Source organism: Streptomyces viridosporus T7A, assembly GCF_008704515.1.
Taxonomy (GTDB): domain Bacteria; phylum Actinomycetota; class Actinomycetes; order Streptomycetales; family Streptomycetaceae; genus Streptomyces; species Streptomyces viridosporus.
In genome coordinates, this window is the sequence record NZ_CP023700.1 from 547,937 (window position 1) to 574,111 (window position 26,175).

Annotated in this window: 24 protein-coding genes and 1 pseudogene; 9 read left to right on the top strand and 16 right to left on the bottom strand. The window is 72.0% G+C overall.

Annotated features, from left to right (window positions below):
• Positions 1–20: 20 nt before the first annotated feature.
• The 10 genes from CP969_RS02775 to CP969_RS02815 form a co-directional block, all read right to left on the bottom strand.
• On the bottom strand, positions 21–1,748 hold the full coding sequence (locus CP969_RS02775) for an ABC transporter ATP-binding protein/permease (RefSeq protein WP_026085493.1): 1,728 nt from the start codon (positions 1,746–1,748) through the stop codon (positions 21–23).
• Positions 1,745–2,914 carry a nitroreductase family protein gene (locus tag CP969_RS02780; protein ID WP_016828013.1) on the bottom strand — a complete coding sequence of 390 codons (1,170 nt, stop codon included), beginning with the start codon at positions 2,912–2,914 and terminating at the stop codon, positions 1,745–1,747. The genes CP969_RS02775 and CP969_RS02780 overlap by 4 nt, the downstream gene beginning before the upstream one ends.
• Positions 2,914–4,263 (bottom strand): YcaO-like family protein, encoded by a 1,350-nt coding sequence (locus CP969_RS02785; RefSeq protein WP_016828012.1) that lies wholly within the window; start codon positions 4,261–4,263, stop codon positions 2,914–2,916. Before CP969_RS02785 ends, CP969_RS02780 begins: the two co-directional genes overlap by 1 nt.
• On the bottom strand, positions 4,260–5,645 hold the full coding sequence (locus tag CP969_RS02790) for a CocE/NonD family hydrolase (RefSeq protein WP_016828011.1): 1,386 nt from the start codon (positions 5,643–5,645) through the stop codon (positions 4,260–4,262). The genes CP969_RS02785 and CP969_RS02790 overlap by 4 nt, the downstream gene beginning before the upstream one ends.
• Positions 5,642–6,430 carry a hypothetical protein gene (locus CP969_RS02795; protein ID WP_016828010.1) on the bottom strand — a complete coding sequence of 263 codons (789 nt, stop codon included), beginning with the start codon at positions 6,428–6,430 and terminating at the stop codon, positions 5,642–5,644. The genes CP969_RS02790 and CP969_RS02795 overlap by 4 nt, the downstream gene beginning before the upstream one ends.
• A gap of 92 nt (positions 6,431–6,522) precedes the next feature.
• Positions 6,523–6,651 (bottom strand): streptamidine family RiPP, encoded by a 129-nt coding sequence (amiA, locus tag CP969_RS34190; protein WP_016828009.1) that lies wholly within the window; start codon positions 6,649–6,651, stop codon positions 6,523–6,525.
• 61 nt (positions 6,652–6,712) lie between these two features.
• Entirely contained in the window at positions 6,713–7,561 is an 849-nt protein-coding gene (locus tag CP969_RS02800) for an ABC transporter ATP-binding protein (protein WP_016828008.1), read from the bottom strand.
• 2 nt (positions 7,562–7,563) lie between these two features.
• Positions 7,564–8,589, bottom strand: coding sequence for a FecCD family ABC transporter permease (locus tag CP969_RS02805; protein ID WP_016828007.1), 1,026 nt, complete (start codon positions 8,587–8,589; stop codon positions 7,564–7,566).
• On the bottom strand, positions 8,586–9,548 hold the full coding sequence (locus tag CP969_RS02810) for a FecCD family ABC transporter permease (RefSeq protein ID WP_086019084.1): 963 nt from the start codon (positions 9,546–9,548) through the stop codon (positions 8,586–8,588). The genes CP969_RS02805 and CP969_RS02810 overlap by 4 nt, the downstream gene beginning before the upstream one ends.
• Before the next feature lie 14 nt (positions 9,549–9,562).
• Positions 9,563–10,546, bottom strand: coding sequence for an ABC transporter substrate-binding protein (locus CP969_RS02815; protein WP_026085491.1), 984 nt, complete (start codon positions 10,544–10,546; stop codon positions 9,563–9,565).
• Between the two features lie 146 nt (positions 10,547–10,692).
• Here CP969_RS02815 and CP969_RS02820 point away from each other — a divergent pair, with 146 nt between their 5' ends.
• On the top strand, positions 10,693–11,919 hold the full coding sequence (locus CP969_RS02820) for a hypothetical protein (RefSeq protein ID WP_016828004.1): 1,227 nt from the start codon (positions 10,693–10,695) through the stop codon (positions 11,917–11,919).
• 520 nt (positions 11,920–12,439) lie between these two features.
• A pseudogene (locus CP969_RS02825) lies at positions 12,440–12,646 on the top strand (IS701 family transposase); the annotation flags it as partial.
• 81 nt (positions 12,647–12,727) lie between these two features.
• Here CP969_RS02825 and CP969_RS02830 read toward each other — a convergent pair.
• Positions 12,728–13,165, bottom strand: a complete 438-nt coding sequence (locus CP969_RS02830) for a DUF6892 domain-containing protein (protein WP_004993073.1) — start codon at positions 13,163–13,165, stop codon at positions 12,728–12,730.
• 285 nt (positions 13,166–13,450) lie between these two features.
• Complete coding sequence (locus CP969_RS33660) at positions 13,451–13,591, bottom strand: hypothetical protein (protein WP_171817450.1); 141 nt, start codon at positions 13,589–13,591, stop codon at positions 13,451–13,453.
• A 207-nt stretch (positions 13,592–13,798) separates the two neighbouring features.
• Here CP969_RS33660 and CP969_RS02840 point away from each other — a divergent pair, with 207 nt between their 5' ends.
• On the top strand, positions 13,799–14,683 hold the full coding sequence (locus tag CP969_RS02840) for a fructosamine kinase family protein (protein WP_026085490.1): 885 nt from the start codon (positions 13,799–13,801) through the stop codon (positions 14,681–14,683).
• A gap of 463 nt (positions 14,684–15,146) precedes the next feature.
• On the opposite strand, the gene CP969_RS02845 is transcribed toward CP969_RS02840, so the two are convergent.
• Both CP969_RS02845 and CP969_RS02850 read right to left on the bottom strand, forming a co-directional pair.
• On the bottom strand, positions 15,147–15,935 hold the full coding sequence (locus CP969_RS02845; protein ID WP_016828001.1) for an SDR family NAD(P)-dependent oxidoreductase: 789 nt from the start codon (positions 15,933–15,935) through the stop codon (positions 15,147–15,149).
• Complete coding sequence (locus CP969_RS02850; RefSeq protein ID WP_016828000.1) at positions 15,932–16,609, bottom strand: GntR family transcriptional regulator; 678 nt, start codon at positions 16,607–16,609, stop codon at positions 15,932–15,934. Before CP969_RS02850 ends, CP969_RS02845 begins: the two co-directional genes overlap by 4 nt.
• Before the next feature lie 249 nt (positions 16,610–16,858).
• Between CP969_RS02850 and CP969_RS02855 the strand changes: the two genes are divergently transcribed.
• The 6 genes from CP969_RS02855 (at position 16,859) to CP969_RS02880 (ending at position 22,768) form a co-directional block, all read left to right on the top strand.
• Positions 16,859–17,998: a mandelate racemase/muconate lactonizing enzyme family protein gene (locus CP969_RS02855; RefSeq protein ID WP_026085489.1), complete on the top strand. Its 1,140-nt coding sequence runs from the start codon at positions 16,859–16,861 to the stop codon at positions 17,996–17,998.
• A 392-nt stretch (positions 17,999–18,390) separates the two neighbouring features.
• Entirely contained in the window at positions 18,391–18,816 is a 426-nt protein-coding gene (locus CP969_RS02860; protein WP_078495474.1) for a hypothetical protein, read from the top strand.
• A complete protein-coding gene (locus CP969_RS02865) occupies positions 18,813–19,112 on the top strand; it encodes a transcriptional regulator (protein WP_078495473.1) in 300 nt (99 codons plus the stop codon). Before CP969_RS02860 ends, CP969_RS02865 begins: the two co-directional genes overlap by 4 nt.
• A gap of 40 nt (positions 19,113–19,152) precedes the next feature.
• On the top strand, positions 19,153–19,734 hold the full coding sequence (locus CP969_RS02870) for a GNAT family N-acetyltransferase (protein WP_026085488.1): 582 nt from the start codon (positions 19,153–19,155) through the stop codon (positions 19,732–19,734).
• A 322-nt stretch (positions 19,735–20,056) separates the two neighbouring features.
• Positions 20,057–21,586 (top strand): glycoside hydrolase family 43 protein, encoded by a 1,530-nt coding sequence (locus tag CP969_RS02875; protein ID WP_016827997.1) that lies wholly within the window; start codon positions 20,057–20,059, stop codon positions 21,584–21,586.
• 165 nt (positions 21,587–21,751) lie between these two features.
• Positions 21,752–22,768: a LacI family DNA-binding transcriptional regulator gene (locus tag CP969_RS02880; protein WP_016827996.1), complete on the top strand. Its 1,017-nt coding sequence runs from the start codon at positions 21,752–21,754 to the stop codon at positions 22,766–22,768.
• A 49-nt stretch (positions 22,769–22,817) separates the two neighbouring features.
• Here CP969_RS02880 and CP969_RS02885 read toward each other — a convergent pair whose 3' ends face one another.
• On the bottom strand, positions 22,818–24,635 hold the full coding sequence (locus tag CP969_RS02885) for a CocE/NonD family hydrolase (protein WP_317984011.1): 1,818 nt from the start codon (positions 24,633–24,635) through the stop codon (positions 22,818–22,820).
• Positions 24,611–26,110 carry an arabinosylfuranosidase ArfA gene (gene arfA / locus CP969_RS02890; protein ID WP_016827994.1) on the bottom strand — a complete coding sequence of 500 codons (1,500 nt, stop codon included), beginning with the start codon at positions 26,108–26,110 and terminating at the stop codon, positions 24,611–24,613. Before arfA ends, CP969_RS02885 begins: the two co-directional genes overlap by 25 nt.
• Between the last annotated feature and the right edge of the window lie 65 nt (positions 26,111–26,175).

Below are 26,175 nucleotides of genomic sequence, written 5' to 3' on the forward strand. Positions count from 1 at the left end.
GGTCCCGGTCGCCGTGGTGGTCACGCCGCCTCCTGAACGCGTCCCGCGGCCACCAGCCGCGCATACAGACCGTCCTGTGCCAGGAGGCTCGTGTGCGTCCCGACCCCGTCGATGCGGCCGCCGTCCAGGACGACGATCCGGTCGGCGTCCCGTACGGACGCGAGGCGGTGGGCGACGACCAGGCAGGTGCGGCCGCGCGCCGCACGGAGCAGCTCGCGGCCGATGCGCGACTCACGGCGCTCGTCCACCGCACTCGTGGCCTCGTCCAGAACCAGGACCGGCGCGCCTGCGAGCAAGGCCCGGGCGAGCGCCAGGCGTTGGCGCTGCCCGCCGGAGAGCGTCGCGCCGCGCTCGCCGACCTGTGTGTCGTAGCCGTCGGGCAGCCGCGTGATCTCGTCGTGCACGCCGGCGGCGCCGGCGGCCGCGTACAGCTCCTCGTCGGTCGCGTCGGGGCGGGCCAGGCGGAGGTTGTCGGCGACGGAGGCGTGGAAGAGGTAGGTCTCCTGGGAGACGACCGCGATGCCGCGCCGGAGGGAGGCGAGAGTGAGGGCGGTGTGGTCCGTGCCGTCGAGGGTGATGTTCCCGCCGTCCGGGTCCCACCGGCGCAGGAGGAGCGCGAGGAGCGTCGACTTGCCGGCGCCGGAAGGACCGACGACGGCTGTGGTGCGGCCTGAGTCGGCGGTGAACGTGATCCCGCGCAGTGCGGGGCGTGCGGCGCCCGGGTAGGTGAAGTGCACGTCGTCGAAGCGGATCTCGGGCGGTTGGTGCGGAGCCGGCTCGGTGCCGTCGTCGCGGACGGCGGGTTGCGCGGTGCGGAGCTTGGTGATGCCGTCGGCGGCCGAGAGGCCGAGGTGGCCCGCGTGCCATGCGCGTGACAGGTCCCGGACCGGGCGGAAGCACTCGGAGGCCAGCATGAGGACGAGGTAGGTGCCGGTGGCGGCGGTCCGGCCGGATGCGGCGGAGGCGCATGCGACGAGCGCGGCGGCGACCGTGCCGCCCTGGACGGCCAGGTCCGTGATGCCGGTGTCGACGAGTGAGACCCGCAGCTTGGCGACGGTGGCACGGTGCAAGGCCGCCGAACGCTCCTCCAGGCGCGCTCGGGTGCGGGTGACCGCGCCGGCGGCGCGGAGCGCCGGCATGCCCTGGAGCGCCTCGAGGTAGTCCGCGGACAGCGCCTCGTACGAGCCCCAGTGTTCTTGGCCGCGGCGGGCGAGCAGCCCGTCCCACCAGCGCGGGGCGAAGAGGGCCAGGAGGAGCGCCGGAGTGAGGGCGAGCAGTGCGTACGGTTCGACCGCCGCGACGGCGGCGAGGAGCGGGAGCGGCAGCACGCAGGTGACCAGGAGCTGTGGGAGGTAGCGGGAGACGTACGCGTCGACGCCCTCCACACCGTCGACCAGTGTGGCGCGTACGGCTCCTGCGCGGTTGTCCGTGCCGCCCAGGGGCCCGAGGGCGGCGAGGCGTTCGAGGAGCTCGTCGCGCAGGCCGATCCGTACGCGTGCCCCGGCGCGGACGGCGAGGACGCGCTGACGGTGACCCAGTACGGCGCGGACGGCGACGGCGGTGAGGACCGCGGCCAGCAGGGCGGGCAGGCCGGAGACCTCCCCGCGCGCGATGCGGGCCAGGGCCAGGGCGATGAGCACCGCCTGGGCGAGGTGGGTGACGGCCACGGCGCCGAGCAGAGCGGTGGCCCCGAGGAGGGGGCGTCGCGCGATCCGTGCGGCGCGCAGCAGTTCCGGGTGGACCATCATGGCCGGTCGGTCCCTTCTGGGGGCTGGGTGCGGACGCCCAGCGCGAGGGCGTGGACGATGTGGGGCGGGCCGCAGGGGCCGTGCTGCCAGGAGCCGATGGGGCGCGAGGCCAGACCGAGGTGGGTGGCGACCGCTTGGGCGAGGCCGACACCGTGACCCGCGAGCACGTGGTCCCGGCGCACCTGGGCGGGCGGCGCATCGTCGGGGCAGCCATGCGCGACGAGCAAGGCACCGACCTGCCCGAGCAGTGACTGGCCCGCGGCCCGGGCGGCCAGGTCCGCGGGGGCGGCCCCGCCTGCGGGCGCAGCCGCGGTGCCGGGGTGGCGGGCGGTCAGCAGGCGCCATGGGACCGGGGCCGTGCGGCGGGCGGTTGCCCGGACCTGTTCCAGCAGGGTCCGCTCGGGCACGCCCGGGAAGGGCGGCCGCGCACTGCGGCGGGACGTCAGGGCGGTGTCGGGCAGTGCGGGAGCCGCCGTGGGACGCCAGGTCGTCGTGCCGGGCAGGGAGCTGAGGATGCGCCACGTCCGTCGGAGGACGGGCGGCGGGGTGCGGGATGTCGGGAGGGGCGGGGCGCCGGGCGCGTAGGCCGCCCACCGGTCGAGGGCGTCGGCCGGTCCGGGTGTGAGTCGTACAGCCGCGAGCGGGTGTTCCGGCTCGGCTCCGTGCCAGTCGGGCGGGAGGCCCGCCGCTGCGGCGAGGAGGGTGATGTCCGCGTCCGGGCACCACTGCGGCGCACCTGCGAGCGCGAGCGCGGCGGTCGCGTGCCCTGTGTCCAGGAGCAGCAGCGGCCATGCTCGATGGCCGTAGTGGGACACCGTGCGTCGCGCGGTGACGGTGAGGACGGCGACCGCGCCCGGCGGCGCGTCGGCGGATGCGGTGCCGCGCGCGAGCAGGCGGTGCCGTACGGGGTCGTATGCGTACCGGCCGGGCGGGACCGTGTTGTCGGGGCCCAGGAGGAGGTGGGTGTTGACCGGGTGCAGGGCGCCGGCGGAGGCCGCGGGCCGCAGGCGGTTGCCCCCGAGGGACAGGCGCAGGAGCCGGTCCAGGTGCGACGGGACCGGGTGAGGCTCCCCGGGCCACGGGGTGACCTGGTGGCCTGCCGGGATGTCGGGGCCGGGCGGCTGTGGGGAGCGGGCGTGGGCGAGGGCGGTGTGGAGGGACGTCATCACATGTGGGGCGGTGGCGCGAGGGTGAAGTCGGCGGCGGTGGTGGGCGCGCTGGTGCGCCACTGTCGTGACAGCGCCTGTTGCGCGAAGCGCGGGCAGCCGAGGTAGGCGAAGGCCGCGGGCTGGTTCGGGATGAGGCCGGACACGAGGACGCGGGCGACGCGGAGGGGTGTTTCGAGGATGTCCTCGGTGGTCAGGTCGAAGGTGATCACGCGGTGCCGGACGAGGCGGGAGTTGAGGGCGGATCGCGTGGTGGGTTCGATGTCGGTGAGGGGGACGGTGCCGAGCGCGGGGTCGGTGAAGCGGCGGGCGTAGGGGGCCATGCGCGGGTCGAGCCACACCTGGACGTGGGCTCCCAAGTCGCGTACCGCTGCGAAGTCCTCGCCGCAGGCGTCCAGGTAGTGCCGGTCGGGGCGGTGGTCGAGGTAGAGGCCGCGGGCCAGCATGCCCGCGTCGACGGCTTGGAAGACCCAGCCGTCGGCGTCGGTGGTGCCTTGGGTGAACACCCAGGTGTGGACCGCTTCGAGGACCGCCTTGCGGGCGGCTTCGGCGGGGTCGTAGCGGCAGGCGAAGCCGGCGGCGTGGATGCCGCGGGCGGGATCGTGGACGAGTGCGGCCATGCACGGGGCGAACTCGGAGGGCATCTCGACGATCCACACGTCGAGGGTGGTGCCGGCGAGGTCGTCGAGCAGGCCGGGCACGCTGGCGGGGTCGATGCCGCGGGTCGGGCCGTCGAGGTGCCACCACAGTTCGAGGGCGTCGCGTTCGACGATCTCGAGGAGTGCTCGTTCGACGGCGTCGTCCAGGCCCTGCCCGGTGGCGATGCCCGCGTAGTTGAGGTGGTGGGTGCGCGGGAGCGAGCGGTGCTCGCCCTGGCGCCAGTTGAGGTGGGTGAGGGCGACGGGGGCCCAGCACTCCTCGCCGTCCTCGGTGCCGCGGGCCCACAGGGCGGGGGTGTCGGGGGTGAGGGGGCGGTAGGGGAAGTCCTCGCGTGCGTACTGCCAGGGGGCGTGGGCCGGGACGTCACTCGGACCGTAGAGGCGTTTTCCCTCGGCGGTGAGTTCGGCGGCGGTGGCGCGGCGCGGCGCGTCGGGGTGGCCCTGCGGGGGCACACGGTTGCCGCAGTACCGTTCGACGGCCTCGGCGATGGCGGCGATCCGTGCGCCGGCCGGGTCGCCGAAGGTGGTGCCGAGCGAGACCCGGTCGGCGGGCCACGCGCCGAACCGGCGGGCGTCGGAGACGTCGGCGGTCATCGCGGTGTAGCGGGGCGGGGCTCCGGTGGGGTGCGGTACGGGCTCGACGCCGCGTATCAGCCCGCAGACGGGGTCCACGAGGGATTCGATGGTCACGTCTGGATCTCCTGGGCAGGATCGATGGGGTGGACGCCCCGGACGACGGGGAGGAAGAGGGCACTGCCGCGCGTGCGTACGGTGCGGTGGGAGGGCAGCAGGCGGGTGGCCGCCACCGGGTCCTCGCCGGTGTGCGGGTTGCGGGCGTGCGCCGGGAAGTGGTGGCCCGCGACTTCGAGGCGGAGCCGGGTCCCGGCACGCAGGCGGCGGGCCAGGTGTCCGAGCGGAACGGTGAAGGGCCCGGGTTCCGTGCGGCGCACGATGCCGGTGGCGAGCGGTTCGGCCCGGCCGGCGGGGTCGAGCGCGACGAGGCGTACGGCCCAGTCGGCACAGGGCGCGTCGGCGACGGCGTCCAGTCGGGCTTCGGCGGGGCCGAGGATGTCGAGGGGGCGCGGCAGGGGTGGTGAGAGCAGCAGGCAACGGTCCGGGGTGCCCCGGTCGGGGACGTTCAGGTCGTCGGAGCGGACCGGGTGGTGGGGGTCGGCGACGAAGTCGGCGCCGTTCAGGAGGCGCAGAGGGCTGCCGAAGGCGAACGGGGCGGGGTGGCCCGGTCGGGGGCGGCACCAGTGATCGCTGCCGCCGAGCGCGACCGCGCCGGTCCGGCCCGCGAGGGTGCCGGCGAGTGCGGCGCGGGCCCAGCCGGCGTAGAGCTCACCGAGGTTGAGCCGGTGGCCGGGGCGTGCCTCGGGTGCCGGCTCCGCGGTGAGCCGGTGGCCCCAGGGGCCGAGCAGCAGCCGGGCGGGGCCGGGCCAGTGCCGCCAGAGCCGGAGGGTGTCCTCGGCGAACGGGTCGCGGCTGCCTCCGACGGAGAGCAGGGGCACGCGGGCCCCGGGCAGGGCGCGGCGGGGTGCGTGCCACAGGGCGGGCCACGCCGGGAGGTCCAGGATCTCGCTGACCGGGAGGTGTTCCAGCGCCCTCGGGGTGCGGGTTCGGCGGGCGCCGTGCCGGGCCCACCAGCCGGCGCGGGCCTGGAGGCGTTCGGGGCCGGTGGTTTCGCGGGCCGTCTCGGCGGGTCCGAGGGCGGGAACGGCGGCGATCACCGCGTCGGTTCCGGGCGTGACGAGGGCGCAGTGCGCGGCGTACGAGGCGCCTGCGGCGACCACGTGGCCGTTGCTCCAGCGCTGGGCGCGGATCCAGTGGAGGGTCGTCTCGCCGTCCTCGGGTTCGTGAGCGCCGTACGGGTGCCAGTCGCCCTCCGATGCGTGTCGGCCGCGTACGTCCTGGGCGAGGGCGGCGAAGTTCCGGGCGGCCCAGCCGTGGAGCTCGGCACGGTGATGGCGGCGGTCGTAGGGGGTGCGGATGACCACGGCGGGGTGGGGGCCCGGCGCCGGGGGGAGGCAGACGTCGGTCGCCAGGCCGTCGATGCGGACGGTGGTGGTCATCGGCGGGGGTCCAGCGGGGCGACGCGCGGTACCGGCAGGACGGGGTGTTCGGTGACGGTGAGGTCGCGCAGGTCGATGCGGCGCAGCCGGCGCCGCACGGGTAGGGACGCTCCGCCCGCCCAGGCGATGAGGTCCCCGGTGAGCAGTGCCGCGGTGAGCGCGGCTGACGCCTGCGAGTGGCCGGGGGCCTCGTCGGGGGTGGCGTGGCCGGCCCAGTAGGCGGAGAGTTCGCGGTACGCGGGGGTCGCGGCGAGCCGGCGGAGCCGTACGTGCGCGGAGGTGACGTCACCGGGCGCGCAGGCAAGCGGCTCGAGCCAGGCGTGGGCGCCCTCGCGGTGGCAGCGGAGCCAGGCCGTACCGCGTCGGGGCAGCTCGTCGGCCTCTTCCCAGATGCCCTCGGCGGCGGGCCGGTTCAGGCACCAGACGACGGCGGTGCGGTGGGGGTCCTCGACGCGGAAGTCGCTGCGCACGGTGGCTCCCGCGTCACGGACGCACCGGGTGAGCGGCCCTGTGAGCTCGGGATCGCCGAGCACGACCACGGTGCGTCCGTCGAGCGGGGCGGGTGCCGGTGTGCGGGTGGTGTAGCCGGCCTCCTCGAAGGCCCGTGCGAGGGACAGGAGTCGGGGGTTGCCGGGACCACCGTCGGCGAGATGGGCGAGGAGTTCCTCCTCGCCCGCCGCGCCCGTGTTCACCCGCAGGAACCTCCCGTCGGGCGTGCGGACGGCGAGGCCCCGTCGGGGGACGGTGACGAGGACGACGCCGGGGGCGAGCCGCGCGGTGGCCACGAGCATTCCTCCAAGGGGGAGCAAGGGAGAAGGGGACTGGACGGGCCCGCCCGGGAAGGCGTTCCGGACGGGCCCGGGTTCGACAGGCGGGCTTACTTGTCCGCGTCCGCCTCGACGGCGTCGTCGAAGGGGTTCTCGACGAGGGCGTTGGAGTGGGTCGCCGACAGGTGGGCGAGCTGGCCCTGCTCCGCGATCGGCGTGAACACCTGGTTCTGCTCCATGAGTTGAGTCTCCGTTCGGTACGAGTGATCGCGCCGCCGGATCGGCGACGCACCACTGACACTAATGAATATGATTATCATTCCGCAAGCCTTCGGGGAGCGGGTGATCCGGGTAACACACCGGCCAGCCGCCCGCCGGATCACGGCCCACCCGGCCCGCTACGCCCAGGACTTCGGCCAGCAGAGCCGGGGTCACCACCTCGGCCGGCGGGCCGTCCGCCGCCACACGGCCGTGACGCAGCGCCACGACCCGGTCCGCGAAACGCGCCGCGTGCCCCAGGTCGTGGAGCACCATCACGACCGTCAGTCCGCGTTCCTCGCGCAGCCGCACCACCGTCTGCATGACCTCCAGTTGGTGACGCAGGTCGAGGTACGTGGTCGGCTCGTCGAGCAGCAGTACGCGGGTGTCCTGGGCGAGCGCCATGGCCAGCCGTACGCGCTGGCGCTCACCGCCCGAGAGCGCGTCCACCGGCCGGTCCGCCCACTCGGTCACTCCGACGTCGGCCATGGCCCGGGCGCACACCGCGTCGTCGCCGTGGCGGAGCATGCCGAGCGGCCCTCGTGCCGCGTACCGCCCTTGGCGCACCAGGTGACGCACCGTCATGCCCGGTACCTGGGGAGCCTGCTGGTGCAGCAGAGCCACCCGGCGGGCGGCCGCCCGCCGCGAGAGGCGGGACAGCTCGTCCTCCCCGAGCAGCACCCGTCCGGCGGCCGGTTTCAGCAGGCCGGCGCAGAGCCGCAGCAGTGTGCTCTTGCCGCAGCCGTTGAGGCCGACGAGGGCGACCAGCTCGCCGGTGGCGATGCCCAGGTCGATCCCGTCGAGGACCTCCCGGCCCGGGTAGCCGAAGCGGAGCCCTTCGACCCGTATCTCCCCCCTGGCCCCGGCTTCCACGACGACGTCCACCTTCACTTTCACTCCTCACTTGCCGTGCGGCGGCGTGCCACGATCAGCAGCAGCACCGCGCCACCGCAGGTCGTGAGCGCCCCGACGGGGATGCTCAGTCGGTCCATGTCCAGTGCGGTGGCGGCCACCTGGGACAGCCACTGGGCACCCGCGTCCGCGGTGCCCACCACGACGGCGCCGAGCAGCGCCGCCCCGGGGAGCGCGGCGCGCAGGTCCGCACCGAAGAGGGCGAACGCGAGGTGGGGTACGAGCAGCCCGACGAAGCCGAGCGCGCCGACGGCCGAGACCGCCCCTGCGGTGAGCGCCACGGCGCACACGAGCGCCGCGACCCGCGCCCGTCCGGTGTTCAGGCCGGTCGCCGCTGCCTGTTCCTCCCCGCAGCGCAGCAGGGTCAGGGGGGCTGCCATCGCGCAGGCGGCGACGGCCCACGCGGTCGCCCAGGGCCACAACAGGTGCCAGTGGGCCCACACGCGGCCCTCGGTGGAGCCGACCAGCCACTGGACGACACTGCCGAGTTCGCCGGGGGCGACCAGCAGCACCATGGCGGTCAGTCCGGCGAGCACCGCCGAGACGAGCACGCCGTTCACGGCCATCTGCGCGGGATCACCTCGCTCACGCCCGGCGAGCAACCACAGCAGCCCCGCCCCCGCGAACCCGCCCAGGCACGCGGCGGTCACCACCGCGGCCGGGGACTCCCAGCCCGCCAGACCCAGCCCGGTCGCGGTCACCGCGCCCAGAACGGCGCCCGGTGTGACGCCGGTGACCTCGGGTCCGGCCAACGGGTTGCGCAGCGCCGACTGCAGAACCGTGCCGGCCAGGCCCAGCGAGGCGCCCGCCACCAGCGCCACCAGGGTGCGCGGCAGGCGCAGCTGAAGAACGATGTGCCGAGCGGTGGAGTCGCCGCCGCCGCTCAGCACCTCCCAGACGCCAGAGGCCGACAGCGCGCGTCCGGCGCACAGCCCGGCAGTCGCGACGGCCGCGACGAGCAGCATCAGGAGGGCGGTTCGGCGCGCGTACGTCCGCGTGTACGTCATCGACGGCTCGCTTTCAGCAGGGCGACGCCCGCCGGGACGCCGACCAGGGCCGTCCAGGCCCCGACCGGGGTCTCGGTCGGGGCCAGGGCGAGCCGCGCCGGCTGGTCCGCGCAGGCCACCACCAGCGCGCCCCACGCCGCCGACCACGGCAGCCGGCCCACCGCGTCCGAGCCCGGACGCAACCGGCGCGCCAGGTGGGGTGCGAGAAACCCGACCCAGGCCACCGGGCCGCACACGGCGACCACCGGCGCGATGAGCAGCACGGAGATGGCGAGCGCGGCCAGCCGTGCCCGGCGTACCCGTACGCCCAGCGCCTGGGCGTCGTCGTCGCCGAGCCGCAGCACGCTCAGCACCGGGGCGCACAGGACCAGGGCCGGGACGGCGATGAGCAGCCAGGGTCCGAGGCCCGTCACGTCGTCCCAGGTCCGGGCGGAGAGGCTGCCGAGCAGGTAGCGGTAGATGAGCTGGAGGTCGAGCTGGTCGGCCAGGACCATCAGCACGAGCAGCGCGGCCTGAAGGGCGGCGGCGACGGCCGCCCCGGTGAGCAGCACGCCCGAGGGGCTGCGCCCGAACCCGGCAGCGAGCAGCGTCAGGACACCGCCGAGCGCCGCGCCGCCGATGGCGAGCAGCGGCTGCACCGCGAGCGGCACGGACAGGGCGAGGACCAGCGGGGCCGCGACGCCGAGCGCGGCCCCGCTGGAGACGCCGAGCATCTCGGGCACGGCGAGCGGATTGCGCAGGGCCTCTTGGAGAACCAGACCGGCGGCACCCAGGCAGGCACCGGCGACGAGCGCCAGCACGAGCCTGGGCAGGCGCAGTTCGGCGACGACGACGCCGGCAAGGCCGTCCCCGCCGAGCGCATCGGCGAGTGCGAGAGGCGGCACATACGGCGTCCCCAGGCACAACGCGCTGGAGACGACCGCCACCAGCACCGCAGCGGCCACAGCGACATGGCGCACGGTTCCCTGCCCGGTCACTTCAGTGCTGCCGTCGCCTCGTCGAGGACGAGGCCGAGCGACCGGGTGCCGCGGCCCTTGGCCCACACCTCGGAGTCGACCTCGTGGACATCGCCGTTCCGGACGGCCGGGATGCGCGACCAGAGCGGGTTCTCGGCGAGCTTGTCGGAGAGCTTGCCCTCGGAGGAACCGCCGAAGGAGAGCGTCTCGACGAACAGCACGTCGACGTCGGCGGCGAGGACCTCCTCCATGCTGTACGTACCGTCGACGCCGCGGCTCTTCCACGGGTAGTGCCCGATCTTGGGAAAGAGCCCGGCGGCGACGTCGTTGCCGGGCGTGGCGACGCCGAAGTTCTCGTCGCTGCCGAAGATGATGAGCGCGGTCTTGTCGCTCCGGGCGCTCTCGGCCTCGGCGAGCTTGGCTCGGAACGCCTTCTCGGCCGCCTCGCCCTGCGAGGTGCGTCCGGTGAGCGCGGCGAGGTTGCGCAGGTAGCCGACGCTGTCCTCCCAACTGCCCGGTTGTACCGGCCAGAACACCGTCGCGCCCTTCAGCGCCGGCGCGAGCTTGCCGTGCGTGTCCTCCAGGCCGATCACCAGATCCGGTTGGTGGGAGAGGACCGCCTCGGCCTCGGGCGCGAGGAAACCGCCCGGTACGACCGGTATCCTCGCGGCCTTCTCCCTGCCCAGGAACTTCGGGTGGGCGAGCAGCCCGGAGTTGGTGGCGGCAGGCGTCATGCCCAGTTCGGCAAGCATGTCGTCGCAGAGCGCGACGAGGCAGACCACGCGCCGCGGCGCGGTCTTCGTGGCGACGGTGACGCCCCTGCCGTCGGTGACGGAGCGGGCGGCGGTGATGGGCTCGACCTTCACATCGGTCTTGGCCCCCGCATCGCCTCTCCCCTCGTCGCCGGTCTCGGTGGCGGTGGATCCGCAGCCGGCGAGCAGCGCCCCCATGACGGCCGCGGCGGCCCAGCGGCGAACGGTCCGCAGCATTCTGCGTGACATATGACTCTCAGCTCTCGTCTCGTTCCCGGGGCGGATGCGGACGTGAGGCAGAGGCGCCCCAGGCCGTTCCCCCACCACACATGCGTGGCACATGATAATCATTATCAATAGACCGTCCGTCCCACCACCCCTCCAGGAGCCCTGCCGTGCCGCTCGCCCCGCGCCTGCTGACAGCCGACCAAGTCGCCGGATCCATACGGGTGCTGAACCTGCCGGACGGCCGGGTGACGGGTGTCGTGGAGGGCCGGCACCTCGCCGAGCACGCCGGCTTCCTCGCCCTCCCGGGCGGCCACTGGGCATTCGTCGACGACCTCGCGGGCGAGCTCGTCGTCCTCGACCCGTACGGCCCGGACGCGGGCCGCCCGCTGATCGCGGCGACGGCGCCGGTGGCCACTCCGGCCGAACACCTGGCAGCCGACGCGTCGGGCCGTCGACTCGCGGTCACAACAGGTCTGGGCCGCAACGGGGAGCCGTGGTCGGATCTGCTGACCACGGTCGACCTCGACCGCGGCAGGTCGGTCCGGGTACGCACGCGGGCCGGCGAACCGGGCGTGACGGTGATGTGCGGCTCCGGCGACCCGCTGGTCGTCCTGCGGCACCGCGAGCCCGGCACGCTGACCGCGTACCGCTACGACGACCTGCAGAGCGCCGCCCCCGCCAGTCCCCCCGCGTCACCCGCGTACGAGACGGAGCTGCCCGACCACGACGGCCATGGCGACGCCTACGACCGGCTCACCGGTCGGCTGTTCGCCGCCGCGGCCTCCGGAGTGCACCGGGCCCGGCGCGACGGCGACCGCCTGCTCCTGGAGGAGCCGATCCCCTGGGCCGGGCCCGGACGCGGCTACTACCTGCGGCTCGATCCCGTACGGCGGACACTGTGGTCGTGCGTACGCGGCGGCCCCACCGACCCGGGGCGATGGCCGGAGTGGACCAACGACGCCTGGTTCCACACCCTCGACGGGGGCCGCACCGGCCGCGTACCACTCGGCCCCGGGCTGGTCTTCCGGCTCGCCGTCGCCGCGCACCACATCGCGTACGCGCGCGTGCACCCCGACGGCGACGAACTGATCCTGCTGGCAGCCGAACTCTCCGGCGGTGAGCCCCGGGTCGTCTCCCGTCATCCGCTGCCACCCATGGAGGGCGCGCCGAAGCCCGGAGGAACGCCGTGGGACGGAGTGCAGCGCCGGGCGATCGCCGCCTCGCCGGGCGCCCCGCTCACCGCCGTCACCCGCGGCGGCCACGGCGAGATTCACCTTTTCGACACAACCGGGCCCTTGGCCACGCTCACCGTACCGACCCCCCTCGACGACGGCGGTCACCTGGCCCTGGCGGCCCCGGGTGACCGCGCCTGGGAGGACCCGCTGGGCCGCTGACAGCGGCCGTGGGGTGGCCGTGGGCCCGCTTCGGGCGTGAGGAATGGCTGCGGCTGCCCACGGCACGTACGGCCCCTTGGCCTATGGGGGTGGCGAGAGCACGAACGGCGCGGGTAAGCACCGTACACGCGGCCGAGGACGTGAACCGGACGAAGACGCGCACGACCACGGCCACCCCCACGCAGCCGCCCCGCGCTTTGCACGGCTTCTCGCTCTGCCCGCCGCCGCCCTGCTGCTCTTCCCACCACCCTCGCCCGGTTCTACAGCGCGGCCCGTGAAGACGCCTATCGCGCGGCGCGGGCACCGGCACGTTCCCGACACTGCCGGCCGACGCCCCCTATGAGAAACGTTGACGCCGCTCGACGCGGACCACTCACATCGAGACGACCGGCAGCGCGGGGCCCCGGTCCCCTCCACCGGGTACCGATGGCCCTTGTACGACAGCGGCGCGGACGACACGAGCCCCCCGGCACGATCAACTCCAAGATCGTCCCAGGCCGGTCAGCCAACGTGACAGCGCCGCTGGCGGATCGAGCACGACTACCGCGAACTCAAGCACGGCCTCGGACTCGACCACTTCGAGGGCCGCACCGGGCGCGGCCGGCACCACCACGTCCCCCTCGTCACCGCCGCCCAGGCCTTCCTCACCCTCCGGCGGCTCGACCCAGAAGTCCGCACGCCGGCCTGCCCCTCCACCAGGTCCTGGACGTCCTCCAGGACCTGCTGAGGTGCTGGACCGGCACCCGCACCACCTACGGACGCACCCTGCCCCGCAACAGAACCAGACCCAGAACCTGACGAAGCACCACTAATAGCGTCCCGTGACACCCCGGGCCGCAAGGATGTCCGTTGCTCCCGGGCACATGTGCTCCAAGCCCCGAGCCCCGGTGACGAGTTTGAGGTTCGGCAGCAGGTCCAGATCGTCCAGGGAGCGCACGTCGAACAGGTCGTCCTCGCCGTCCCAGACCGGAGCGCACTCGATGTAGACCCGGAGCCCGCCATCGAAAGTCAACTCCTCCACGGTGGCCAGAAGTTCCTCGGGTATCTCCAGCGCCTCGAAGTAGGCCCTGGCCTCGTCGAGGATCGTGAACTCGAGTTCGTTCTCCTCCACATAGTCGTCCAGGTCCTCGACACCGCGCTCCCGCATGTGCTGCTCAAGGCTGAACGCGGGGGTCAGAGTCTTGTCCCGGTACATGAGCTTCTCGACGACAACGAGCTTGAAGTAAAAATCACGGAAGGTGGCCATGGCTCACGTATATCAGCGGGGCCCGACAGCGGCACCGGCACATGAACGGCCGGGAGGCCCTGCGGGATCTCTCCCGGTGGGCCTCTCTCACCAGCACGCACCGAACCAACGAGCCACCGGTCAGAAGGTCGTATGGTCCGCCGGACAGTGCCTAAAGTGGTCGGCGCTCGAAGTTCTTCGGAGGTTGTTCAAGTCGCCAGTGCGACGGAGGATTCTTGCTGGTGATCGGTGGTGTGCCGGTTGAGTCTGGCCAGCAGATCGTCCAGGTCGGAGGTGGTGATACTTCTACCGGAACGGCTGTGCTGGGGCGTTGTAGCGGTCTTCGAATGCTCGGAGCCGGCCCCCGACCTGGGTGAGGTCGGGGAAGCCGCTGGGTGAGGCGACCTTGCGCTGGACGACGGTGAAGCGGATCTCCATCTGGTTCAACCACGACGCGTGAACCGGAGCTTCGCTTACGTCGACGGCAACTGGCCGATGGCGAGTCCATCAAACTCATGCGTCTGCGCTACGGCGGCTCCGCCGGCACCCCCGAAGAAGCCCTCGACTGTGCCTGCGCCCTCTACCTCACCGCCCCCGGCATCCGGGCACGGATCCACCCTCGTTGATTTCGACTACGACGACAGGAGCACACCCGTGACAGACACGATGTCCTTCCTGCTCGAACGCCTGCATGCGGCCGGCCTGACCGACGTCGTCGCGGCCGAGCCGGCCACTGGAGGCCTCGCCGCGACCGCGGGGCTCGCGCGCCGCGGTGACGGCACGCCGGTGTTCGTCAAGGCGTTCGGCGAGCCGCCGTCGGACGACGCCTTCACCGCGGAAGCCGAAGGGCTCACCGTGCTGCGCGAGGCGGGCGGCGTCGCCACGCCCGAGGTCATTCTCGCGGACCGCGACTTGCTCGTACTGTCCGTGCTGCAGCCCCGGCCGGGCACCGAGGCCTTCTGGGAGCAGTTCGCGCACGCGCTCGCCCACCTGCACACCACCACGCGGTACCCCCGATTCGGGTGGCACCGGGACAACTGGCTGGGCCGTCGTCGGCAGGTCAACACCTGGGACGACGACGGGTTCGAGTTCTTCGCCCAGCACCGTCTGCTGCGCTGGCTCGGCGAGCGTCGCGTCCAGGAGGCGCTCGACGCCGCGGACCGGTCGGCGCTGGAGCGGCTGTGCGACCGGCTGCCCGAGCTGCTGCCCGTCAGGCCCGCGTGCCTGACGCACGGCGACCTGTGGGCGCAGAACGTCATGGCCGCCGCCGACGGGCGGCCCGCGCTGATCGACCCGGCCGTGTCGTACACGTGGGCCGAGGTCGACCTGGCCCACCTGTGGACGACGGCGCCGCCGCCCGAGGCACACGTGTTCTTCGAGCTGTACGCCGAGCTGACCGGGCTCGACCGCGACTGGCGCGAACGCATGCCGATCCTCCAGCTGCGCCAGCACCTGGCCGTGATCGCCCAGTTCGACCCCGACTGGGGCGCCGCCGATCTCGTGCGCGCCACGCTCGCCCCGTTCCGGCAGCGGCCCTGAGCTCAGCTGAGTAGGCGCCGGACACGACACCGGCTCCGGAGTCAACCCCGAAGGATTTCCGGAGCCGACCACTACGGCAACCTCACAAGCCGTAGGTCTCGTCCCCGGTCACCCACCGAAAACGGCACCCCGGCGTCCACCGCCCTCGCCAACCTCGCCCGGGTGAGGGCCGGCTTGGCGGCAAAACCGCCCTCGTCGCCGATCCGCGCGTCCGCCCGGATCGGCGTCCAGCCGTTCTTGCGCGCCAGCGGTGCGAGCACCCGCGCAGACACCGCCGTGCCCGCTCGCGCGGCTCCGACCTGTGGAAGCACCGGTCGATCCAGCCATGCAGCACATCCAGCCCCGGTAGCACAACAATGCACCTCGTCAACCGTGACACCTCCGCCCACGGCCAGCACGACAACCAGCCGGATCACCGGTCACAGCAACTACGGCTGCAGTATCGGGCGGGTTTCGGGATGTGTCAGAAGTCGTTCGCGCTCTTGGCCATGAGGCCGCCGTCGCACACCAGGTGACTGCCTGTGACATATGAGGAATCGTCGGAGAGGAGCCAGGCGGCGGCATCTGCGATCTCGGCGGGATCGGCCATCCGTCCGAGCGGGATCTGTCGTGCTGCGGCCTCTCTCAGGCGCGTGCGCTCCGCTTCGAGTTCGTCACCGTCGAGGCCGAAGTAGAGCATGGGCGTATCGGTGGCACCGGGCACGACGGCGTTGACGCGGATGCCGTGAGGGGCGAGGTCGATGGCAGCGGCCCGGACGAACGCGGAGACTCCGCCTTTGGACGCCCCGTATGCGCTGTTCGAGCCGCCCGCGAAGCCGACGAAGGCGGAAGGAGACGACACGCACACGATGGAGCCCGGCCGCCCGGCGTCCCGCAGGGCTCGGGCGGCTGTGCGCACGGTCAGGAAGGTGCCGGTGAGATTCACGTCGAGAACGCGGCACCACGTGTCCAGGGGCATGTGCGGCAGGGGCGCGTTGAGTTCGATGCCGGCGCTCGCGGCCACCCCGTCCACCTGGCCCAGCGCGGTGCCCGCTGCGCCGAAGGCGTCGACGAGTTCCCGTTCGTCGGTGACGTCCGCCGAGGCCGACCAGACCCTGCGGGCGCCGATCCGCCGGGCTTCGACCGCCGCCCGCTCGGCGCTCCCGCCGTCGTGGTCGAGGATGCCGACAGCCCAACCCCGGCGTGCGGCTTCGAACGCGGTGGCGCGGCCGATGCCGCTTGCACCGCCGGTGATCAAGATCGTCCTGGTCATTCGGAGGGGTCCGGTGCACCTTTGAAATGGGTGTTGATGTGAGCGGTGACGGCGCGGTCCAGGGCCTGCTCGTCACCCGCCCGGAGTGCGTGGATGAGCTCGCGGTGCTGTTCGGCGACCACGGCCGCGTCCGAGTAGTGGCTCGCGTCGCGCCGGAAGTAGGCGCGCACGCGGGGTTGGATCGACCGCCAGATCTGCAGGCAGTGCTGCTGTCCGGACAAGGTCACGACCGCCTCGTGGAAGCGGATGTCCTCGTCGGCGAGCAGCGCCGCGTCGGCCGCCTCGGCCGCCTCCTCCATGGTGCGGACGAGCGACTGGAGGTGGGCGTAGTCCGCGTCGGTCAAACGGGGCATCGCCTTGCGGAAGGCGAACTTCTCCAGGGAGATGCGGACCGGTACCAGGACGTTCTCGATCTCTTCCTGGGAGACGCCGAGCACCTCCGTACCGCGGTACGGATAGGAAATCACCAAGCCCTCCTGCTCCAGCTGGCGCAGCGCCTCACGGACCGGTGCCCGGCTGGTTCCCAGATGGTCGGCGACTCCCGATTCCGTGAGCTTCTGGCCCGCTTGGAGACGGCCCGAAGTGATGGCCTCGCGCAGGGCGTCTGCGACGGTTTCGCGGCGGGAGGCGAGCGAGGCGGCGGGAAGCGGGGGGAACGGGGGAAGACCGGACATGGCCGGAGCGTAACAGGATCGTACTTTGTCGACAATCAAGTGCAACGGCTCCATTCGGTGACGGGTGTGGGTCCGTGGAGGTGTGGATGACGTTTCGCCGCCCGGGCGCTTTCGCGGCGGACGGTTCGGCAGACTGTAGCTGAATCGTCGATTGTCGACAATGCACCTCACCGTCAGGTACGGTCCCGAACACAGTCGCCGCCGTCTCGTCGGCGCCCGCGGCGATGACATCCGTCATGAGAGGCGTTCATGAAGATCACCAGAATCGAGACATGCGGTCTTCGCGGGGCGACCCCCGAGGGGGGTTGGTCGAACGAACTACGCCCGGACGATGTCGTGCACACACTCGTCGCCGTCCACACCGACGAAGGCGTCACGGGCGTCGGAAGCGCGTTCACCACCGAGGACCTCGTCCGCGGAGCAGTCGACCTCCTGCTCCCGCACCTCGTCGGACAAGACCCGGTGGAGGTCGAACGGATCGCCGAAACGCTGCACCAGACCGCGTTCTGGATGGGCCGGGGCGGCTCGCTCACGCACGCGACGAGCGCCATCGACATCGCGCTGTGGGACATCGCCGGTCAGGCGCTCGGCCAGCCGGTCGGCCGGTTGCTCGGCGGGCGCCACCGCAACCGGGTGCGCCCCTACGCGTCGGTGCTCATGGACGAGGCCGGACCGATGACGGACAACCTCACCGCACTCGTGGAGCAAGGGTTCACCGCCTTCAAAATCGGCTGGTGGAAGTTCGGACGGGTGGACGCCGCCACGGACGAGCGCACCGTCGCCGCCGCCCGCGCCGCGATCGGCGACCGGCTGCTCGCCGTCGACGCCGGCGGCTCCGAAGGCTTCTTCCCCGGTGATCTGGCCTGGGCGAAACGAACTGCGCGAATGCTCGCCGACTACGACGTCGCATGGTTCGAGGAAGCACTCGCGCCGGACGACCTCAACGGTTTCGCCGAACTGCGTGCGGGGTCACCCGTCCCGATCAGCGGTGGCGAGGTCCTCACCCGCAGGCAGAGTTTCACCCCCTATCTGCAACGCCGCGCCTTCGACATCGTCCAGCCCGACACCACGAAGGGAGGCGGTCTGAGCGAGTCGCGCCGGATCGGCTGGGAGGCCCAGGACCTCGGCATCCGTCTGATCCCGCACGGATGGAACACGGCCGTCGGCCTCGCCGCCGACCTGCAGCTCTCGTCCGCCCTGGTGTCCACCGACCTCGTCGAGTACAAGACCGGGTCGGCCTACGTAGACGATCTGGTCGCGGAGAGCTGGCGACTCGACGACGACGGCTACCTTGACATCCCCTCCGGCCCCGGACTCGGGGTGTCCCTCGACCCCGAAGCGGTCGGGAAATACGGCACGCGGCCCGCTTTCGCGGATCCGATGGCATGAACGTGCCGTCCGCGCTCCCGCGAGAGCCCGGACGGCCCCATCGGCATCGACGCTGAGGTCGGCCCTCCGGAGAGCGCGGTCGTGCCGCCGGCCCAGTCGGGCCGGATACGGGCTGTGGGCGTCGGAGCAGAGGCCGGGCGAGGGTGAACACCTCACCGAACACAGGTGATGCGCCGACCGCCCGGTCCCCGTCGGCTGCGACCGACCTGCCGGTGCGACGGCAACGCCCTTGTTCCACAGCCGCAGTCGGTGACCAGCCGGGACGGCACCAGGCCCGCGGCAGCCTCCCCCGTACGGGACCCCGCCTCCGGGGAACGCCTGGCCCGTCAGCCGCGCATGCCCTGGCCACCGAGGAATCTACGACACTACTTCATAGAGGATGAATCGACCGAATGACCGACCTTCACTTCTCTGTCGATGACGCGATCACCCGTATGGCGGCCGGCGAGGAGATCGCCGTGAAAGCGCACCGTGCAACTCGATGGTTCAAGTGGTTTGTGTTCCTGCAAGCAGCGTTCGCGCTGGCGTTCACACTCTTGATCGACGTCGCAACTGTGCCGTATTGGAACGCGTTTGCACTGTGGCTGCTCGCTACACTTTCCCTCTGGAGTACCGCTTCTCTGCACCGCCGGTCCGCACCGAGAAACGGTCTGCGCAACATGGGAACAGCGGTAGCGACGTGGTTTGCGCTGTACACACTCATGTTTGGTCCGGCGTTGCAACTGGTGGGCGCCTCGTCGCCATGGTGGTGGGTGCTTGCCGGCGTCATCGCGATCAGTCCGATCCTTGCCTGTTTTCCTGCGAGTTCCCGAAAATGAGCCATCCGAGCAAAGACCTGGATACGCTCATCCACCCACCCCTGGGTTTTTCCCTTATCGCAGCATTGTGCAACCTGGAAGACGTGGACTTGCGGTTCCTTGCCGACCTGCTGGAAGTCGGCGACTCCACCCTGTCCCACACGTTGGCTGCGATGCGGGACGCTGGACTCGTCGAGGTCCACGAAGAATCCGCGGGCAGACGAAACCGAACCTGGGTAGGCGTCACCGATGAGGGTCGCCGAGCATTCAACCGTCATGTGGAGGCACTTAGAGAGATCATCGCCTCCGGAACCTGAAGACACGAAAAGACCGTTGAACGGTCACGAAAGAGTCGCCGTGAAAGCCGATACACGTCTCGCAACCATCGAAGACCTTGCTCCTGCCGTGGAAACACTCACCATCGCGTTCATGAACTATCCATGGACCAGGTGGGTGATCCCGGAAGACGACTACGCCAAGCGGCTCCGCGGACTGCAAGGACTGTACCTCCGTCACGCCCTCCAACACGGCGTCGTCTTCGTGACGCAGGGGCATGCCGGTGCAGCCGCATTGCTACCGCCGAATGCGGCCGAGCCGAGCAAATCGACTGTGGAGCAGATCATTGCACTGCACGGTGAAAGAATCGGTCGCCTCACCGATTCCCAATCCGCCACGGGGGCGTGGACCTTGGAAACACTCGGCGTGCGTCCGAGCCATCAAGGCAGGGGGCTCGGCAGCGCGCTCATCGCGCATGCCCTCCATGACGTGAGCCGGCGTGGCGCGAAGGAGGTGAGACTCGAGACATCCGACGCTCGCAACGTCCGCCTGTACGAACGACACGGCTTCCAAGTCATGAGCCGCACCGACAGCGGCGGCGGCCCGGCCGTGTGGGCGATGAATCTCCGGCTCGCGGAATCCGAACAGGGAAGGAGCGGTTAGCCTCGCCGTTTCGGTTGGGCGCGGTTAACAGGGGAGTTCGGCAAGCACGTAACAACCTGCGCTTCAGTGAGACCTTGAGCAAGCGCCCGGGTCGGTTGATGCACCACCGCCGCCCGGCCCGGGCCACGAGACCCTGCCCACCCCCTCCGAAGCCATGGTCCCCCGCGGTGATCGACGCCATGGGTCGCCGCCCCGCCCGCGGAGCCACCCCGGACCGGCGCGGCGCCCGGACCGCGAACCGAAGGGACAACCGAGAACCGAACGCTCGCCTAGACTCGCTTCACGGCGCCCGGCGGCCCGAAGGGGAGACATTTCCGTGCATATGTACGACAACCCTGTGATCAGCGGGTTCCACCCCGATCCGAGCGTGTGCCGGGTCGGTGACGACTACTACCTGGTGTGCTCCAGCTTCGAGTACTTCCCCGGGCTGCCGCTCTTCCACAGCAAGGATCTCGTGCACTGGGAGCAGATCGGCAACGTGCTCGACCGGCCCGGGCAACTGCCGTTGCCCCTCCCCGGCGCCAAGGCGTCCGGAGGCCTCTACGCCCCCACGATCCGCCACCACGACGGCCGCTACTGGGTCATCAACACCAATGTCGACGGTGGCGGCAACTTCGTCGTCTCGGCCGAGCGGCCCGAGGGGCCGTGGAGCGACCCGGTGTGGATCGACCTGACCGGGATCGACCCCGACCTGGCGTGGGAGGAGGACGGCACCTGCTGGTGCGCCTTCTCCGGCCCCGAAGGGGGCATCAACATGGCCAGGATCGACCCGGTCGAGGGCGAGGTGCTGGAGGGGCCTTTCGCCACGTGGTCGGGCAGCGGCCTCAAGTACCCCGAGGCGCCGCACCTCTACCGCATCGGCGACTGGTGGTACCTGCTGATCGCGGAAGGCGGCACGGAACGCAGCCACAGCGTGTCCATGGCCCGCAGCCGCTCGCCGCGCGGCCCTTGGGAAGGCGCACCCGCCAACCCCCTGCTCTCCCACAGCGGTACCGCCCGTTCCGTCCAGAACACCGGCCACGCCGACCTGGTGCAGGCTCCCGACGGCAGCTGGTGGATGGTGCTGCTCGGCGTCCGCCCCCGCGGCTTCACGCCCGACGTGCACGTGCTCGGCCGCGAAACGTTCCTGACCCCTGTGGAGTGGGACGAGGACGGCTGGCCCGTCGTCGCGCCCGTTCCCGAGAGCCACGCGGCCCCGGGCGGTGCCTGGCATCCCGTTCCGGCCCCGCCCGCCCGCGACGACTTCGACGGGGCCGCTCTCGCGCCTCACTGGATCTCGCCGTTCGTCCGCCCGGAGGGCTCCTGGTCGCTCACCGAGCACCCTGGCTGGCTGGTCCTCAGCGCCACCGGCCCCACCCTCGACCGCCCCGGGTACACCTTCGTCGGCCGCCGCCAGCAGCACCACGACTGCCGCGTCACCGCCGTGATCGACCCGGGTACGGGACGCGGTGGTCTCTGCGTACGCCTGGACGAGGCCCACCACTACGAGGTGGAGGCCGGGGGCGGGGAGGTCGGCGTCGTCGCCCGGATCGGGCCGCTGCGCCAGACCGTGGCCCGCCGGCCGGTCCCGGCCGGGCCGCTGTCCCTCACCGTGACGATCCGGACGTCAGACCTCGTGCCCGCGTCGCCCGAACTCACCGACGGCGGTACCACGGGCCCCGACACCATCGCCTTCTGGCTCGGCGATCCCGACGCCCCGGACGCCCGGCCGCTCGCCGAGCTGGACGGGCGCTACCTGTCCACCGAGGTCGCCTGCGGCTTCACCGGCCGGGTGATCGGCATGTACGCCACAGAGGGCGCGGTCGCCTTCGACTGGTTCGAGTACGCCCCGGTCCCGGCGCCGTCCGTGTGACGCCCGGTGTGCGGGCGGGTGCCGCATACCGAGGGGCGCCCGCCCGCAGCCGGCTCGGCCCCGGCCGAGGTGCCTCCCCGGTCCCCGGAAGGCCACCTCGCCGGTTGGGCTAACCTGTCCCCCATGCCCCCTCGACCAGCCGGATCGCGCCCCACACTGTCCTTGGTGGCCAAGACCGCCGGTACGAGCGTGCCCACCGTGTCCAAGGTGCTGCGAGGCGGAACCGACGTCTCGGCGGAGACGCGCGCGAAGGTCATGGAAGCCGTGCAGGCCGTCGGCTACACCCGCCGGGCCGGGTCCAAGGGCGAGAGCGTGCGGGACGAGAACGGCTGGTCCAACGTGCTCGACCTCGTGGTCACCCACTTCGAGGGGTCATGGGCGAACCTGCTGATAGCCGGGGTCGGGCGAGAAGCGGCCGCAGCGGGACTCGATGTCGTACTGACGCTCGCCGAGCCGCACGGCGACTGGGTGTCGCGGGTTCTGAGGAGGCGCGCCCTCGGCGTGATCGGGACGCTGGTCGATCCCGCATCGGCGCAATTCGGCACCCTCTTCGCCGCAGGTGTCCCCGTGGTGCTGATCGACCCGATGAGCACACCGCCGTCAGGGGTGTCGAGCGTCGGCGTGGCGAACTGGGAGGGTGGCCGTATGGCCGCCGAGCACCTTCTGTCCCTCGGCCATGTGCGGATGGGGGTGGTCGCCGGCCATGCCCGCCATCTCTTCAGCCGGGCGCGCGTCGACGGTTTCCGTGCGGCGGCCGACACGGCGACCGCCGGCAGTGCCACGGTGTCGGTGGCCCACGGCGGATGGAACCGTGCCAAGGCGACGACCGCCACCCACACCCTGCTCGACGGCGATCCGGGGATCACGGGGATCTTCGCCTGCGCGGACTCCATGGCACTCGGCGTCTACGACGCATTGGCTGCCCGGGGCCTGCGGGTTCCCGAGGACATCAGTGTCATCGGCTTCGACGACCTGCCCGAGGCGCAGTACATCACCCCCGGGCTGACGACCGTCAGACAACCCAGCACCGAGTTGGGCGCCGCGGCGGTCAAGCTCCTGATCGAGCTATCCCGGGGCGAGGACGGCGGCGCCCGGTCCCCCGCCCGCATGAAACTGGCCACCGAGCTGGTCGTCCGGGCCTCCACCGGGCCCGCCCCGGCAACCGCAACGCCATGCCGATGACGCGGGCAGGCGTGTTCCGGTGACGCGGGCAGGCGTGTTCCGGTCGGCCTCATCGCGGTGCTGTCGGCACGGCCTGGAGGACGAGGCGGCTCGGGTGGGCGGCGCCATGACGGATCGTGTATTCCGCCGCGGTGGGCTCCGTGGTCGCCCCGGCCGGATCGAAGGCATTGCGTCCGACGTCCCAGCGGGGTGACGAACTCGGTGCGATGTCGACGCGCACCCGGTGGCCCGGCAGGAACGTGTGTGCTGTCGACCAGAGGTCCACGACGAACTCCTGCTCCTGATCGGGCTCGACCGGCCGTCTGTCGCCCAGGCCCGTGACCGGGTCGACGGACCGCGCCGACCCCCGCTGCACGCCGTCGGTGACGACGCGGCTGCTGCCGTCCGGGTGCTCGTCGCACAGCCGCACGACCACATCCGCGTCCGTTCCCGTGGTCGCGAGGTGGACGACGGCACGGACCGCGCCCATCACCGTGAGTTCCTCGGCGAGCGGCACGGTGCGCCACGAGACCACGTCCTGCCGCGCCTCGATCGCCGCCTGGTCGGCGGGTCCCGCCTCGAACGGCGCGAAGAGGAGGACCGCACCGCCGCACGTCGGCACCGGGGACGCCGGATCGCTGGTCAGCCGCCGTTCACCGCTCTCGGCGGGTTCGGTCGCGAGCGTTCCCCCGGTGTTCAAGTACAGCTCGAGCGTCCGTGTGGCGCGTGGGGGGAACTCGTCCAGTTCGATCCACCGGTTCGAGCCCATCAGGAACACGCGCACCGGCGGCATGTCCGTCGCGCCCGCGCGCAGGGCGGTGTCGAACCACCGCACGTGCTGCGCGGTGAGGTCTCCGCTGCCGCCGAGATCGTCGGCGGACGCGCCCGGCCCGAAGTCCGCACCGGCTGTCCGGCCCGACATGTCGTCATGCGTCCAGGGGCCGACCAGAAGGCGAGGCACCGGCCCGCCGGTGTCCTTCGCGCGGCGCAGCAGCCGCCGGTAGATCTCCAGGGTCGATCCCAGGAAGACGTCGAACCACCCGCCGACCAGGAAGACCGGGATGTCGACCGCATCGATCCGGTCGACGATCTTCCCATCGCGGTGACGTGCCGACCCGAGCGGCTCCCGCAACCGGTCCAGACCCCACCCGACGATCGCCTCGGCGTCCCATCCGGCATGCGGGGTTCCGGCCCGGAACGCGTCGCGGGTCGCGATCGCTCGCTCGGTCGCTTCCCACCGCTTCCGCTCGGCCTCCCGTTCGCGGGCGGAGCCGATGCGCGTGATCATGTCCGGGGCGATCGCGTAGTGCGTCCACGCGAGGGTGCTTCCGATCTCCGGCACCCCACCGCGGAACCGGAAACCGTCAAGCGCCGACATCGCCGGCGTCATGGCGGGAGCGATCGCCCGCAGAGCCGGGGCGCCTCCCAGAAGGGCGCTGAACTGGGTGTCCGAGGCGTAGGACGCGCCCCACATTCCGACGGTGCCGGTGCATTCGGGACGTGCCGCGAGCCAGGCCACGGCGTCGGCGCCGTCGGCCACCTCCTGCGCACAGGGGTCGAAGACGCCCTCGGAGCCGAAGCGGCCCCGTACGTCCTGGAGCGCGACGAGGTAACCGGCGGCGACGAGGCGCCCGACGTCGAGCATCCCGTCGTGTTCCTCACGGGTCACGTCATAGGGATGGCGGGTCAGCAGGGCCGGCCACGGCCCGGTCCCGTGCGGAACCAGCAGGACGGTCCGAAGCCGTGTTCCATCGCGCACCGCACAGGTCACCTCGCGGCGCTCGGCGACCGGATCCGGCGATTCACGGGCCGGGGCGCCGCGCCGGAGGGGAGCCGGCTCCTGAGCGGGGCTCGTGTCGTCGCTCACCGGAGAGCGACCGCCGTCCACGACGTCGGCGGCAGTTCGATGGTGAGCAGGCCGTCGGCGAGTGCCGCGCCGGCGTTCGCGGCCGGGATCACCCGGTCCTGCCGGGCGAGCGTGTTCTTCGCGTACACGTCGGAGTCGGCGAGCGTGACCGCCTCGGTGATGCGCGAGGAGCCGAAGCTGCGCACATCTATCGTGACCCGCGCGGCTTCCGCCAGGTCGCGGTTGACCAGGAAGACCGCGGCCCGGTCCTCGTCGACGGTCGCGACGGCGTCGACGACGGATGCCTCTCCGTAGCGCGCCGTGTCGTACGTCGGCGCCTCGATCAGGGGTCGGACCACCTCGCCGGAGGCGAGCCGGCTCGTGATCGAGAACGGGTAGAAGGTCGTCTGGCGCCAGGCCGGGCCACCGGGCTCGGTCATGATCGGAGCGATCACGTTGACGAGCTGCGCGAGGGACGCCGAGGTGACGCGGTCGCTGCGGCGCAGGAGCGTCATCAGCAGGTTGCCGACGACGACGGCGTCCGCCACCGTGTAGGTGTCCTCCAGGAGCCGGGGGGCGTGGCGCCACTCGTCGTGGATCTTCTCGGACTCCTGGTGCTCCTTGAGGTACCAGACGTTCCACTCGTCGAAGGAGACGTCGATCTTCTTGCGGGAGCGCTTCTTGTGCCCCACGTGGTCGGCAGTCGCGACGACGGTGTCGATGAAGTAGTCCATGTCGATCGCCGAGGCGAGGAAGGAGCCGAGGTCGCCGTCGTGTTCCTGGTAGTACGCGTGGCACGAGACGTAGTCGACGTGGTCGTAGGTGTGCTCGAGTACGGTGCGCTCCCAGTCGCCGAACGTGGGCATCGTGGATCCGGAGGAGCCGCAGACGACGAGTTCGAGGTCCTTGTCGGCCCTCTTCATCGCGGCGGCGGTACGGGCGGCCATCTTGCCGTAGTCGTCCGCCGTCATGAATCCGGTCTGCCAGGGGCCGTCCATTTCGTTGCCGAGGCACCACATGCGCACGTTGTGCGGTTCCGGTGTGCCGTTGGCGACGCGCAGGTCCGACAGCGCCGTGCCGGATGGGTGGTTGGCGTACTCGAGCAGGTCCAGGGCGGGCAGGATGCCTCGTGTGGCCACGTTGACCGCCAGCATCAGCTCGGAGTCGGTGAGCTTGAGCCACCTGGCGAACTCGTCGAGGCCGACCTGGTTCGATTCGAGCGAGCGCCAGGCGAGGTCGCGGCGTACCGGGCGTTCTTCGCGTGGGCCGACGGAGTCCTCCCAGCGGAACCCGGAGACGAAGTTGCCGCCCGGGTAGCGGATGGTCGTGCTGCCGAGTTCTCTGACGAGTTCGACGACGTCCATGCGGAACCCGTCGTCGTTCGCGCTCGGGTGTCCGGGCTCGTAGAGCCCGGTGTACACGCAGCGGCCGAGGTGCTCGACGAACGAGCCGAAGGTGCGGCGCCGGACAGGAGCGATGACGGCCTGCCTGTCGAGTTCGATGTGGGCGCGGGGCAATGCGGCGGTCCTTTCCGGGGGGCGGCGCGGGGGTGTCACGGGCCGGGTGGTGCTGTCGGTCAGTG

What these genes read in the sequence shown, in the direction of transcription:
- CP969_RS02865 (WP_078495473.1), top strand. Translation starts at nt 18,813, where the DNA reads ATGAGCCATCCGAGCAAAGACCTGGATACGCTCATCCACCCACCCCTG.
- CP969_RS02845 (WP_016828001.1), bottom strand. Translation starts at nt 15,935, where the DNA reads ATGACCAGGACGATCTTGATCACCGGCGGTGCAAGCGGCATCGGCCGC.
- CP969_RS02780 (WP_016828013.1), bottom strand. Translation starts at nt 2,914, where the DNA reads ATGACGTCCCTCCACACCGCCCTCGCCCACGCCCGCTCCCCACAGCCG.
- CP969_RS02850 (WP_016828000.1), bottom strand. Translation starts at nt 16,609, where the DNA reads ATGTCCGGTCTTCCCCCGTTCCCCCCGCTTCCCGCCGCCTCGCTCGCC.
- CP969_RS02815 (WP_026085491.1), bottom strand. Translation starts at nt 10,546, where the DNA reads ATGTCACGCAGAATGCTGCGGACCGTTCGCCGCTGGGCCGCCGCGGCC.
- CP969_RS02775 (WP_026085493.1), bottom strand. Translation starts at nt 1,748, where the DNA reads ATGATGGTCCACCCGGAACTGCTGCGCGCCGCACGGATCGCGCGACGC.
- CP969_RS02875 (WP_016827997.1), top strand. Translation starts at nt 20,057, where the DNA reads ATGTACGACAACCCTGTGATCAGCGGGTTCCACCCCGATCCGAGCGTG.
- CP969_RS02830 (WP_004993073.1), bottom strand. Translation starts at nt 13,165, where the DNA reads ATGGCCACCTTCCGTGATTTTTACTTCAAGCTCGTTGTCGTCGAGAAG.
- CP969_RS02855 (WP_026085489.1), top strand. Translation starts at nt 16,859, where the DNA reads ATGAAGATCACCAGAATCGAGACATGCGGTCTTCGCGGGGCGACCCCC.
- CP969_RS02805 (WP_016828007.1), bottom strand. Translation starts at nt 8,589, where the DNA reads ATGACGTACACGCGGACGTACGCGCGCCGAACCGCCCTCCTGATGCTG.
- CP969_RS02860 (WP_078495474.1), top strand. Translation starts at nt 18,391, where the DNA reads ATGACCGACCTTCACTTCTCTGTCGATGACGCGATCACCCGTATGGCG.
- CP969_RS02790 (WP_016828011.1), bottom strand. Translation starts at nt 5,645, where the DNA reads ATGACCACCACCGTCCGCATCGACGGCCTGGCGACCGACGTCTGCCTC.
- amiA (WP_016828009.1), bottom strand. Translation starts at nt 6,651, where the DNA reads ATGGAGCAGAACCAGGTGTTCACGCCGATCGCGGAGCAGGGCCAGCTC.